This is a genomic window from Ardenticatenales bacterium (genome assembly GCA_020634515.1).
Lineage (GTDB): Bacteria > Chloroflexota > Anaerolineae > Promineifilales > Promineifilaceae > JAGVTM01.
The window spans coordinates 171,983-184,425 of the sequence record JACKBL010000003.1 but is presented as its reverse complement, the minus strand read 5'-3'; the positions used below and the strand labels follow the sequence as shown (position 1 = coordinate 184,425).

Here is a 12,443-nt window from a genome sequence, read left to right as displayed (position 1 = left end):
CTGGTGGCGCAACGTCCAATGAACCTGACCAACTAACGCGGACAAAAAGGGATTGTGCTACGCCAGTGAATCCCGGGCTTCCAGTTCCCACAGGCGAATCCCTGGATATTGCCAGCGCAGCGTTGTCTGGTCGTGGATGCCGGGAACGGCGTAAGCGCCATTGTCTTGTCGTCCCGCTCCGCTGCTCACGTCTATGACGACGCTGTGCAGCCGTGTTGCGTCCGCGGCGGTTGGCAGACCGATGTCCCGCCGTACGATGGCGCTCAAATAGCCGAGTTCGCGCAGCGGCATGGGTTCCGCTGTTGTCACCACAATCGTCAGCTTGATTGTTCCAGATAATTGATACGCATGAAATTGGTTCAATCTCCAGAGAGCGTTAGTAGTCACCCAAAGTTTAGCATAAAGCCCAGACAAAAGGAAACCGGCGAACGTCTCTTCTCCTGAACACGAAACCGCAAAGGTCTTCATGACCTTTGCGGTTTCGTATGGCTCAGGACCCTTCAGGTTTGGTCGTGAAGGAAGTCGGCTACTCCTTCTCCAGGCGGCGCAGCCGTTCCCATTCGGGCAAATCGGGGCTGGTGGTGGAATCTTTGAGCACCATCACGCCGCGCAGTTCCATGACCTGGTCGCGCAACACGGCGGCTTTCTCGAACTCCAACGCCTGGGCGGCCTGCTTCATCTGCTTTTCCAGTTCCTGAATCAGGCGGTGCAGTTCGTCCTTGGGCATGTCCGCCGGTCTGATGGCTTTCGTCTGGTAGCCGCCCGCCGATTCGGCCAGGGCCATTTCCTCTTCCGCGTGCTGCGCGGCTAACTGTCCCGTCAGGTCATAGACGGCTTTGACGATGCTGCGCGGTTCGATGCCGTGCTCCTGGTTGTATGCTTCCTGTTTCTGGCGGCGTTCGTTGGTGACGGTGATGGCGTTCTGCATCGCCTCCGTTATTTTGTCCCCATACATGATGACCGTGCCTTCGACGTGGCGGGCAGCGCGGCCAATCGTCTGCACCAGGGCGGTCTCGGAGCGGAGGAAGCCTTGCTGGTCGGCGTCCAGGATGGCGACGAGGGAGACTTCCGGCAGGTCCAGTCCTTCGCGCAGCAAGTTGATGCCCACAATGACGTCGAACACGCCCATGCGCAGGTCGCGCAGGATTTCGGTGCGTTCCAGGGTGTCAATTTCCGAGTGGAGATAATGCACTTTGACGCCCATCTCCAGCAGGTAATCGCTGAGGTCTTCGGCCATGCGCTTGGTGAGGGTGGTGACGAGGACGCGCTGACCTTGTTCGGTGCGTCGGCGAATCTCGCCCAGGAGGTCGTCCACTTGCCCTTTGGTGGGGCGCACCTCGATTTGGGGGTCGAGGATGCCCGTGGGGCGGATGACTTGATGCACGATGCGCTGCGAAAGGTCCAATTCATAGGTGTTGGGCGTGGCGCTGGTGAAGATGACCTGGTTGATGCGCTCCAGGAATTCGTCGTAATGGAGGGGGCGGTTGTCCAGGGCGCTGGGGAGGCGGAAACCGTAGTCTACGAGGGTTTCTTTGCGGCTGCGGTCGCCGCGCCACATGCCGCGTACCTGGGGAATGGTCATATGGCTCTCGTCGATGATGAGGAGGAAGTCGTGGGGGAAGTAGTCGAGAAGGGTCCAGGGGGGATCGCCGGCCTGTCGCTGGTCGAGGTGGCGGCTGTAGTTTTCGATGCCGGCAGTATGCCCAATCTCTCGCAGCATTTCCAGGTCGTACATGGTGCGCTGCTCAATCCGCTGTGCTTCCAGAAACATCTTGTTCGCCTGGAAATGGGCGATGCGTTCGTTCAGTTCCATTTCGATGTCGTTAATGGCTTGCGACAGTTTCTCTTCATCGGTGATGAACTGCTTGGCGGGGAAGATTTCCACGCTGAAATGTTCGACCAAGACTTCGCCGGTGAGCGGATCGATCTCCACGATGCGGTCAATTTCGTCGCCCCAGAATTCGATGCTGTAGGCGGTTTCGGCATATGCCGGCAAAATCTGCAACGTATCTCCCCGCACCCGAAAAGTCCCTCGCCGCAGCTCTATGTCATTGCGCTCATACTGGATATTCACCAGATGGCGCAACACCGTATCCCGCCGGTAATGGCTGCCGCGCGCCAACTTCACCGTCACCTTGCCCCACGCCTCCGGGTTGCCAATGCCATAGATGCAGGAGACAGACGCCACCACGATCACATCGCGGCGGCTGAGGACGTTGGTCGTGGCTTGCAGGCGTAGGCGGTCGATCTCCTCGTTGATGTCGGTTTCTTTTTCGATGTACAGGTCATGCCGCGGCACATACGCTTCCGGCTGGTAGTAGTCGTAGTAGCTGACGAAGTAGGAAACCGCATTGTCTGGGAAAAATTCGCGGAATTCGCTGTATAATTGAGCTGCCAGCGTCTTGTTGTGCGCCAGCACCAGGGTTGGGCGCTGTGTCTGGGCAATCACGTTGCCGATGGTGTACGTTTTGCCCGTTCCCGTGGCTCCCAGCAAGGTCTGGAAGCGTTCCCCACTGCTGATTCCCTCAACAAGCTGCGCAATGGCGGTGGGCTGGTCGCCGGTTGGCCGGAAATCGGACACAAGTTTGAACTCAGGCATCGTTTTCCTCCGTGACGTCGATTGGCTTTCGCGTGGATAAGATGGTGAGAATGGGCTGTTCTGCCCAGAAGAAATGGTAGAACGAAAGTTCGCTATTCTAACACAAATGACGCCGTGTAGCCAGCGGAGCGCGTCATTTTCGGGGGATTTCTCGCTGCGCTGGGGATGACAGGGCAGCCGGAAACGCGCGCGCTACATGCTAAAATTGAGCGGTGTTGGTGGGGGGATGCCGGCATTTCCCCCCACCACCGTTGAATTTTTGTGTGGGTAATGTATAATTTAACCACAGTTAACTCTGTTTTTCGCATCGATTAAAACACCCGGCGGCTGGCCGCCACCATCCACTTGAAACCAACATGACCACATCAATGCAAAAAACCGTCAACGGACGGCTACAGGACACTCACGAGGAAGAGGAAAGCTGCCTGGACCTGATCCAGGACGCCGTGGCAGACCAACCCGGCATCGTTCAGGTTCAGGTAGACACCCGGCAAGAGAAATTCTCCCTGGCTTACGACCCGCAACAGGTGTCTGAATCCGACATCAACCAGGTGATGCACGACGTAGGACCTATCCTGCGGCAACGCTGGGATAGCTGCGTCATGCGCCTCGGCAAGCAGGGCGGGCGCGCCTGCGAATCCTGCGCCCTGGCGCTGGAGAATCGTCTGCGCCAGGTGGATGGCGTGCAGCGAGCCACCGCCAGCTACATGGGCGGCGCGCTGACCGTCTACTACGACCAGAAAATCATTTCCCCCGACCAGATCAGGCAGAGGGTGCGGGCACTCGGCGCGCCGTTGGTGACGGAAGCAGCGGCGGAAGTCGCCGCCATCCCCCCGGACATATTCTCACGCCTGCGCGCCTGGCTGGGCACGGATCAGGCGGAAATCATCTTCACCATCATCACCTTCATTGGCATGGCGGTTGGATTCATCACCCGCCGCCTGGACGTGGCACTTGTGCCCACCGTGGCCTATGCCGTGGCCTATGTCACCGGCGGCTACTACGGCCTCGTGGCCGGCCTGCAATCGCTGCGCCACCGCACAATAGACGTGGACCTGCTCATGGTCCTGGCCGCGTTGGGCGCGGCGCTGGTGAATGCGCCGTTTGAAGGCGTCATGCTTTTGTTCCTCTTCTCGCTCTCCAACGTGCTGCAAAGCCTGGCCATGGACCGCACGCGCAGCGCCATCCGCAGCTTGATGAAGCTGCGTCCCAATGAGGCCCTGGTGCGGCGCGGTGGGCGCACGATGGAATTGCCCATCGAGCAAATCTTCGTGGGCGACCTGATGATCGTGCGCCCCGGCGACCGCATTCCGCTAGATGGCGAAATCGTCGAGGGAACGAGCAGCCTGGACCAGTCCGCCATCACCGGAGAGTCCATCCCCGTGCGCAAGGAGGTGGGGGATACGGTGCTGGCCGGATCGATTAATCAGCAGGGCGGGCTGGAGGTGCGCGTGACGCGCCTGGCGCAGGACTCGACGATTGCCCGGCTCATTAAGTTGGTGGAGGAAGCGCAAAGCGAGAAGGCCAAAACGCAGCGGTTTATTGACACGGCGGAGCAGTATTATGCGCTGGGCGTGATAATCATGACGGCGCTGGCGATTGCGATTCCCGTTTTGATTCTGGGGCAGTCGTTTTCCAGCGCGTTTTATCGCGCCATGACGTTGATGGTGGCTGCTTCACCTTGCGCGCTCGTTATCAGCACGCCGGCCACGGTGTTGTCGGCGATTGGTAATGGGGCACGGCGCGGTGTGCTGTTTAAGGGTGGCGCTTACGTGGAGCAGGCGGCGACCATCCAGGTGATCGCGTTTGATAAGACGGGAACGCTGACGGTGGGGCGACCGGCGATGACGGACGTTATCCGGCTGCCGGATGCGCGGGAGTCGGAGGCGGAATTGCTGCGCCTGGCGGCGGCGGTGGAGGCAAAATCAGAGCATCCGCTGGCGCAGGCAATTACGCAGGCGGCGCAGCAGCGGAATCTGGCACTGCCGGAAGTGAAGGATTTTCAGTCGGAGACGGGCCTGGGTGTGCGGGCGCAGGTGGATGGGGAGCGGATTGCCGTGGGCAACCAGCGCTATTTCGCGGCTTTTGATGTGGAGAATGGGGCTGAGGTGGAAGGGGTGATGGCGGCGTTGCACGATGCCGGCAAAACCGCCGTCATCATCGCACGCATGAAAGATGGAAAAGCGCATTTGCTGGGCGTCATTGGCATCGCCGATATCCTGCGACCGGACGCCGCCGCCGTCGTGCGGCAGCTTAAAGCCCTTGGCGTGGCCCACATCGTCATGCTCACGGGCGACAACCCCCGCGTCGCCCAGGCCATCGCCCGCGAAGTCGGCTTAGACGAAGTCCATGCCGGCCTCATGCCCGAAGACAAGATGAACATCATCAAGGAATTGGGTCAGAAATACGGCCCCGTCGCCATGGTCGGCGATGGCGTCAACGACGCCCCGGCGCTGGCGCTGGCGGAGATCGGCATTGCCATGGGCGCGGCCGGCACGGACGTGGCTCTGGAAAGCGCCGAAGTCGTCCTCATGGCCGATGACCTGAACAACATTCCCTACGTCATCGCCCTCAGCCGCCAGACGCGCAAAACCCTGCTGCAAAACCTCACATTCGCCATCGGCATGATCCTGGTCCTCATCTTGTCCGTGTTGGGCTTTAACCTGGCACTGCCCTTGAGCGTGGTCGGGCACGAAGGCAGCACCGTCCTCGTTTCACTCAATGGCCTGCGCATGTTGGGCTACCGGTATCAACCCAAGCCCACGGACCAGGCGGTGGCTGAATAATTGTTCGTGACTGGCCTCTGGCGTTTCAGGAGTGGGGGCTTCAGCCGAGCCACATAAGGGTTAAACCCGGCTAAAGCCTCGACTCCGGTCCCCCTATATGGTTTCAGCCGCTGGCCTCTGGCGTTTCAGGAGTGGAGGCTTCAGCCGACCCACATAAGGGTTAAACCCGGCTAAAGCCTCGACTCCGGTCCCTCTATGTTACGGCTGCAAAACGGTGATGGCCGTGCCGTTGCTGTCGCCATCAGGATCATGGTTGGCGTTGGCGTTGTAGGTGTGCGTGCCTTCCGTCACGGATGTGACGGTGAAGGTGACGCTGCTCTGGTTCCCTTTGATATTGTTTTTGCTCACGGAGCATTGCCCGTTGCCATCGGTGGTGCAGGAGTCTGAGCCAGACGCGCCCCCACTCCAATCGCCGGAGACCGTGGCATTCGCCAGAGGCGAATCGCCGGCGTCGTGAACGGTGATGGTGACGGTGGCGTTCCAGCGACCGCGATTGGCCGGCGTGCTGCTGCCATCCAGGTCGCCCACGTGCATCGTGCTGTTGGGATCGGGCGTGGGTGAGGGCGTGGGCGGCGGGGCGGTGGGGGTTGGCGCCGGCGGGGTGGGCGTGGGCAGCGGGCCTCCACTGCAATTGGGGTAGTTGAATGAGCCAATGTAAGTACCCCAGCGCCCGTTGCTGGTTCCCGTATTCTTGCTGTATTCACCCAGATACCAGAACGTGACGCCATCGGGGCCAATGGTCATTTCCGTATAGTCGCCCCAGCGGCGGGGTACGCTGTCGAAGGCGGTATAGGTGATTTCACCTGCTTTGAGTTGCGCTTCCGCCTGGAGCGTGCCGGCAGGATCGCCGCTTTCTCGCCCGGTGTACCAGACGGCGGGGAACATGCTGGTGCTGGATTTGGTGTAGCCGACGACCATGTCATTGCAGTGGTTGGCCGCCAGATCGCCGAAGAAGCGGTACTGCCCATTACTGGCGTAGACGCCCGCATCCACGACGGTGGCCGTGGCGGGATTGATTTGCGCCCAACGGATGCAGTCTACTGTGCCGCTACCGGGGTTGCAGGCAATCGTTTGCACGGTCCAACCATAACCATTGCGATACTCAAAGTCTTGCGGGCGGAAGTCGTTGGCCTGTACATTGCTGCCGCCTGATTGGGGGACGTCGAGAGGCATGCCGGCAGTTACACCGGTGGCTGCCTGCAAATCGACGGTTCCGACGGCGCTAAAGTTGTTCGCGCCAAAAGGATCGTTCCAGGAAAAGACGGTGTAGTCGCGTCCATTGTAGTTGGTTTCCGTGAGGAAATAGTGCGGGCCGCTGCTGGGCCAGGTTCCCTGTGCCCAACCGTGCAGATTGAGCGGCTGGGGCGTGTCCTCGGCAACGCCCAGGCCGACGCTCACGGCGCTGGCGGATGCGCCGGCATACATAGCGGCTTTGTCAAAGGCCCAAACGCGACCTTCTTTGAACTGATTGCCGCGGAAGATGTTGGCCCCCATGTAGATGGCGTCGCGGCCTACGCCGGCGTGGGGATAGTCGAAGAAGTCGCGCCGCCCGGAGACGGTGCTAAAAGAGTAGAGATACCAGGAGCCGGTGGGGTTTCCGGATTGGGAAACGGCCAGGCAATAGTCCGTGCCATTGGCGTCGATTCCCAAAATGAAGCGGTCGGCGGATTCGTCGTAGAGGACGTTGGGGTCGAAGACGCCGGTGCAGTTGGGATCGGCGCTCATGAAACTGGCAAACGTGATGGGACCGGTGAGCGCGGTCCCGCTGGTGTTGTAGATTTGGAAGGCGACGTTAACGACGGCGATGAGGTGGTTGGGGCCAGCCGCCAGTTCGGGGTCGGGAGGGACGTTGCCGCCGCCGCCGCAACATTGGGTGTAGTCGAGGCTGGCGAAGCTAATGCCGGCATTGGGCGCATCCAACCCCGGCCCAGTGACAGCCTGGCTGATCCCCGCCGCCGGTGGCAGCTTGCGCGATTCGGCCTGCATGGCTTCCAGGGCTGCCGCGCTGACGATCCCCTCATGTTCGGCCAGGTCAATTTCACCTCGCTGCCAGCGATCATATTGATTGTTTGGGTCATACACATTAGCGGGAATGTCCGCCAGATTTACGACGATGGGCGACACTTGTTCCGTGCCGGCAGCAGGCTGCGCATCGGCATTGTCGTTGCTCGCCCCCACGGGAGCAAATGATTGCAACGCCTGCTGGCGGGCGACCGTTTCCGTAGTCGGACCAGAGCGCATGAACAGGAGTGCGGTTCCCAGGATGGCGAGAACCAACACAAGCAGAAGGCGACGGGCTTTTGAAGCGGACATAAGAACTCCTTTGCAATTGTTGTGCTTTTGCAACTATTCACGACCACCTTCCCGGAAACGGTGTTGACGCTAGATGAGTGGCTTTGGGCTTGAAATTGAGTTTCCGGGAAGATCTCTAGGACCCTATATCCCAGAGGCTGAATCGTTGCGTGCTTTTTAGTTGAAGATAGACAAATGCGGCTTGCCGCCCAAAATGAGCAAGCCATAGGGATCATGCGAGCGTATCGTTTTGTTGCGGCGGAGATGGATTTCGTGATGACGGAAAGATAGCGGGAATAGTGACGCGAGATTTGCGTCAAGTGTTCGGGGAATCGAACCAGAGCAACGTGAAGCAGGCCCGCACGTCGAAGTATCCCTATTGTACAGCGTGTTTCTGCTCTTGAAAACCAACACCGGTTTGATGGTTTGATTGGTTCATTTGGGTATTTTGAGTCATGTTTGCGGACATTATTCTTATTTTTCCAACAATTATGAGGGAATGATGAGGTTTTTTGCCGGTCCCGTCGGTCGGAAAATCAGCTTTCGTTATACTTGGCGCGTGCTGTCAATCCCCCATTACCTTTCTTATCGAGCACAACGCTCAGGAGGAAAACGATGATCTCGCGGAATCGCTTGATTCATACCCGTTTCACGCATTTAGTTGTCCCCTTTTCTCTTTTCTTGCTCCTTTTTTTGCTTGCCGCTCAAGCGCGCCAGGTAGGCCAGGCGCAGGCGGTGGCGCTGCCGGCATCTCAGTGTGTTTCCTTCTCCTTTACTCTCAGCGGCGCGGAGGAAGTGCCGCCCAATGGCAGCCCGGCCACCGGCAATGGCGTGGTTGTCATTGACACGGTCTTGAACCAGTTGAGCTATAACATCAGCTACGCCGGCTTGCAGGGTACGGAGACCGCCGCCCACATTCATGGATTTGCGCCGCCGGGAACAAATGCCGGCATTCTCTACCCCCTTCCTGCCGGCAATCCCAAAATCGGCAGCATCACCTACACCGAAGACCAGGAAGCCAACCTCCTCGCCGGCCTCTCCTACGTCAACATTCATACCACCGCCTTCCCCGGCGGCGAAATTCGCGGCCAGATCGACGATCCCCTCATCGGCTGCGGCACGCCCACGCCAACCCCCACGCCCCAACCCACCATGACGCCCACCCCGCCCCCCTGCGACCCCACCGCCGTCAACGTTACCTACAATCCCCTCACCGCCAGCTACGCCACCGGCGACACGGGCAAATACTTCCGCATCTTCCTCTACAACCCCACCAACGCCCAAACCATGACCTTGTTCCAGACAAACCTGCCCGCCTGTTACACCAACACCATCAACACCGCCTTCAACGTCCCCCAGGGCCTCTACGCCTGCGCCTTCCTCTACGACACCACCACGCAAAATCTGACGCTGGACTGCACACCAAACTAAACGCCCTAATTGTGAGGAACGCCGCTCCTTTAGGAACGGCGTTCCTGCCTACCCGCAACTTGCCCCTGCCCCTCTCCCACATACCTGGGAGAGGGGCAGTTTTGCGTTGCGTGGTTGCCGGCAAACAGGCTGACGGAATTGTGTCAGTAGCCATCGGGTGAAAATGCAACGCTGTTTTTAAGCGGCGCCTGATGGAGTAAACTACTGTCCTGGCAAGCGTATTTTGACAGGAAATGGTAGGTCAATTCAGCGAATTGACCAGACAAAACAGCGTCTTGTCCTACAGCGCGTTCCCCGCGCTTCCGACTTGACGTAACACGACCGGAGGTCACGAAAGAACCGCACCATAAACGCGCCCAATCGAAAAGGCCAAAAACCGGGTTTTTACACATGAACCACTCTGGTAATTTTGGCCGGGCACTCGAAAAACCCGGTTTTTTCAGTGAACTCACCCATTCACCCATTATATTCCCATGAACCCGTACCAAACCCTGATTTTCCCCTGGCTGCGTCGCATGGACGCGGAAACCGCCCACGAACGCACGTTGACCGCCCTGGCACTGGCCCAGCGCACTGCCGTGGGACGCGCTTTCCTTGCCGCTATTCGTGGCGCGGTGCCGGACCAACCCGTCACGCTGTTTGGCCTTACATTCCCCAACGTCCTCGGCGTGGCTGCCGGCTTTGACAAAGACGCGCGCGTGGCCGTGGGATTGGGGGCGTTGGGTTTTGGCCACGTCGAGGTGGGTACGCTGACGCCGCGCCCGCAGGCGGGTAACCCGCGCCCCCGCGTCTTTCGCCTGGCCAAAGACAACGCCATCATCAATCGCATGGGGTTCCCCAACGGGGGCGTGCAGGCCACCCTGCCGCGCTTGCAGGCGCTGCGCCGTGCCCCGCGCTCTTTTGTGGTGGGCGTGAGCCTGGGTAAACAGAAGGAAACGCCGTTGGAGGCGGCGCTGGCGGATTACGTGGCGGTGATGGAGGCTGTTTTTCCCTATGCCGACTACCTGGCCGTCAACGTTAGCTCGCCGAACACGCCCGATTTGCGTCGGCTGCAGGGAGGGGATTATCTGGACGGTCTGCTGCGGGGCATTTCCGCGGCGAACGGGGCGCTGGCTACGCGCCACGTTGTCCCGCCCCGCCCCCTGCTGGTGAAAATCGCCCCCGACCTCACCTGGGATGAATTGGACCAGATTCTGGCGGCGGCGCGGGCGTGCGCGATCAGCGGCATCATTGCTACGAATACGACGATTGCCCGCCCAGGGCTGCGCAGCGCGGCGCGGGCGGAGGCGGGCGGGCTGAGTGGGCGGCCTTTGCGCGCGCGTAGTCTGGAGATTGTGGCGTATGTGGCGGAAAATGCCGGCACGCTCCCCATCATCGGCGTCGGCGGCATTGCCACGGCGGGGGACGCCCGCGCCATGCTTGACGCCGGCGCATCCTTGCTGCAGCTCTACACCGGCATGGTCTACCACGGTCCCGGCATTGCCGGCCACATCCTGCGCGCCCTGAATGAGTGAGCCGGTGCGCACCCTTTTAGCTTGACCAGACCGATTCGCCCATTGACCATGGCCATCGCGCCGCCGATGCTTCCCCACCAAAAGCACCACGCGCCGGCGGCGACATTCGCCCTGCCGTCTAACCGGGATATAATCGGCGGTGGTATCTATTCGTGACCGTCTTCCCGGAAGTTGTGTTGATGCGAACTGGCTTGATTCGCTTCCGGGATGTTTTTGCCGGCAACCACGCACAGGATATGGAAGCATGATGCGATTAGAAGCAACCGTTTATGGTCGGGTGCAGGGGGTCTTTTTTCGCCAGACCACCGTGCGCCAGGCGCGTCAGCTCCATCTGACGGGATGGGTGCGCAATCAGCCGGATGGCTCCGTGGCCGTTGTCGCGGAGGGGGACGAACCGGCGCTGCGCCAGTTCCATGCCTTTTTGCGCCAGGGACCGCCCGATGCTCACGTTGAGCGCGTGGACGAGCAGTGGCTGCCCGCCACGCATGAATTTTCCCAGTTTGGCGTCCATTATTGACTTCTCACCATGATGAGCAACGATACACTTGCCAGCCGTCAACGTCTGGCCTGGTTTTTCCTGGCCGGTTCTTTTCTCGTTTGTGCCGCTATCGCCGTCATAACGCCCATCCTCATCAGTCGCGGCATTCAGCACGCTACTCGCCCATTGACTATTGAGGCCGTCGCCAATCAGGGGACGGTGGGCATTTTTCACGAGGACACGGGCACGAGCGCCCTGTTTACCGGAGAACCGACGCGCGCGGTAGATGCCGGCAGCCGCATTCTTACCAATGCCACGGACAGCGCCCTGCTTGTGGTGTATCCTCCCGATCATGGGCGCATTCTGGGGCGCATCCAGGTGTATGGCAACACCAATCTTGTGCTTGAGCAGGCGACCATGCCCCGCTTCCGCGTCAGCGATGATCTGCCGCAAATGGTCATCACCCTCACCGGCGGGCGCGTGCGGCTGAGTTTGCCGTCTGATGAAGCCGTTGGGTTTCAAGTGATTGTGAAGACGCCCCATGGCCAGGCGCTGTTGGGGCAAGGGGGGCAATACTCGCTTTCCGTGAGCAATGCGGAGACGGAGTTGTCCGTGCAGGAGGGCGGGGCGGACGTCCGCGCCGCCGGGCAAACGTTGCGCCTGGGCATGGATGAGCGCGCGCTGGTGACGGCGGGCAATCCGCCCAGCGGACCGTTGAGCACGGAGCGGAACCTGTTGCAAAATGGAGATTTCAGCCAGGGTTTGTCGGATTGGGCCGTGCTGGATTGGAACGTGGAGCGGACGGATCAGCCGACGGGGGATTTGGGCGTGCAGGATCGCATTGGGGAGCCGACGCTGGTGATGCGCCGCCTCGGTTTGGGGCACGCGGACACCGGTGTGCGGCAGATCGTGGATAAGGATGTGACGGATTTCAGGTCTCTGCAATTGATTGTTTCCATGTTGATAAATGAGCAGAGCCTGGCGGTGTGTGGGAATCGGGGCAGCGAGTGCCCGTTGACGGTGCGGATTGAGTATGAGGATGTCAGCGGGGGGGTGCGGGCGTGGCAGCAGGGCTTTTATGCGGTGGGGGCAGTGGCTTCGGATACGCCGGATGTGTGCGTTTCTTGCCCGCCGCCGCGCAATCCGCACGAGCAGGTGACGCTGGGGCAGGTGAAGTTTTATGAGTCGGATGATTTACTGCAAAGGCTGCGGCAGCAAGATATTCAGGTGGCGTATATTCGCAATGTGACGTTGATCGCGTCGGGGCACACGTTTGACGTGGAGGTGATTGACGTGGCGTTGATGGCGGCGGAGTAAGGGAGGGGATGCGGACGAGCGTGGAT

Annotated in this window: 8 protein-coding genes; 5 read left to right on the top strand and 3 right to left on the bottom strand. The window is 60.1% G+C overall.

From position 1 onward, the window contains the following. Positions 1-57: 57 nt before the first annotated feature. Positions 58-363, bottom strand: a complete 306-nt coding sequence (locus H6650_09705) for a hypothetical protein (GenBank protein MCB8952273.1) — start codon at positions 361-363, stop codon at positions 58-60. Between the two features lie 163 nt (positions 364-526). After that, a complete protein-coding gene (uvrB, locus tag H6650_09700; protein ID MCB8952272.1) occupies positions 527-2,599 on the bottom strand; it encodes an excinuclease ABC subunit UvrB in 2,073 nt (690 codons plus the stop codon). A 368-nt stretch (positions 2,600-2,967) separates the two neighbouring features. Between uvrB and cadA the strand changes: the two genes are divergently transcribed. Then, positions 2,968-5,385 (top strand): cadmium-translocating P-type ATPase, encoded by a 2,418-nt coding sequence (gene cadA, locus H6650_09695; protein MCB8952271.1) that lies wholly within the window; start codon positions 2,968-2,970, stop codon positions 5,383-5,385. A gap of 198 nt (positions 5,386-5,583) precedes the next feature. Here the strand turns inward: cadA and H6650_09690 are convergent, their stop codons facing one another. After that, the gene (locus H6650_09690; GenBank protein ID MCB8952270.1) at positions 5,584-7,698 is read right to left on the bottom strand and encodes an Ig-like domain-containing protein; all 2,115 of its coding nucleotides are present in this window, start codon (positions 7,696-7,698) and stop codon (positions 5,584-5,586) included. Between the two features lie 594 nt (positions 7,699-8,292). On the opposite strand from H6650_09690, the gene H6650_09685 reads away from it, so the two are divergent. From H6650_09685 to H6650_09670, 4 genes are all read left to right on the top strand, one after another. Then, complete coding sequence (locus H6650_09685; protein MCB8952269.1) at positions 8,293-9,108, top strand: CHRD domain-containing protein; 816 nt, start codon at positions 8,293-8,295, stop codon at positions 9,106-9,108. A 473-nt stretch (positions 9,109-9,581) separates the two neighbouring features. Next, positions 9,582-10,622, top strand: a complete 1,041-nt coding sequence (locus tag H6650_09680; GenBank protein ID MCB8952268.1) for a quinone-dependent dihydroorotate dehydrogenase — start codon at positions 9,582-9,584, stop codon at positions 10,620-10,622. 244 nt (positions 10,623-10,866) lie between these two features. After that, positions 10,867-11,139 (top strand): acylphosphatase, encoded by a 273-nt coding sequence (locus tag H6650_09675; protein ID MCB8952267.1) that lies wholly within the window; start codon positions 10,867-10,869, stop codon positions 11,137-11,139. Positions 11,140-11,148: 9 nt separating this feature from the next. Beyond that, positions 11,149-12,417 (top strand): hypothetical protein, encoded by a 1,269-nt coding sequence (locus H6650_09670; GenBank protein ID MCB8952266.1) that lies wholly within the window; start codon positions 11,149-11,151, stop codon positions 12,415-12,417. Positions 12,418-12,443: the final 26 nt, after the last annotated feature.

Bases quoted from the DNA above. Each gene is read 5' to 3' on its own strand.
- uvrB (MCB8952272.1), bottom strand. From the start codon at position 2,599: ATGCCTGAGTTCAAACTTGTGTCCGATTTCCGGCCAACCGGCGACCAG.
- cadA (MCB8952271.1), top strand. From the start codon at position 2,968: ATGCAAAAAACCGTCAACGGACGGCTACAGGACACTCACGAGGAAGAG.
- H6650_09690 (MCB8952270.1), bottom strand. From the start codon at position 7,698: ATGTCCGCTTCAAAAGCCCGTCGCCTTCTGCTTGTGTTGGTTCTCGCC.
- H6650_09685 (MCB8952269.1), top strand. From the start codon at position 8,293: ATGATCTCGCGGAATCGCTTGATTCATACCCGTTTCACGCATTTAGTT.
- H6650_09680 (MCB8952268.1), top strand. From the start codon at position 9,582: ATGAACCCGTACCAAACCCTGATTTTCCCCTGGCTGCGTCGCATGGAC.
- H6650_09675 (MCB8952267.1), top strand. From the start codon at position 10,867: ATGATGCGATTAGAAGCAACCGTTTATGGTCGGGTGCAGGGGGTCTTT.
- H6650_09670 (MCB8952266.1), top strand. From the start codon at position 11,149: ATGATGAGCAACGATACACTTGCCAGCCGTCAACGTCTGGCCTGGTTT.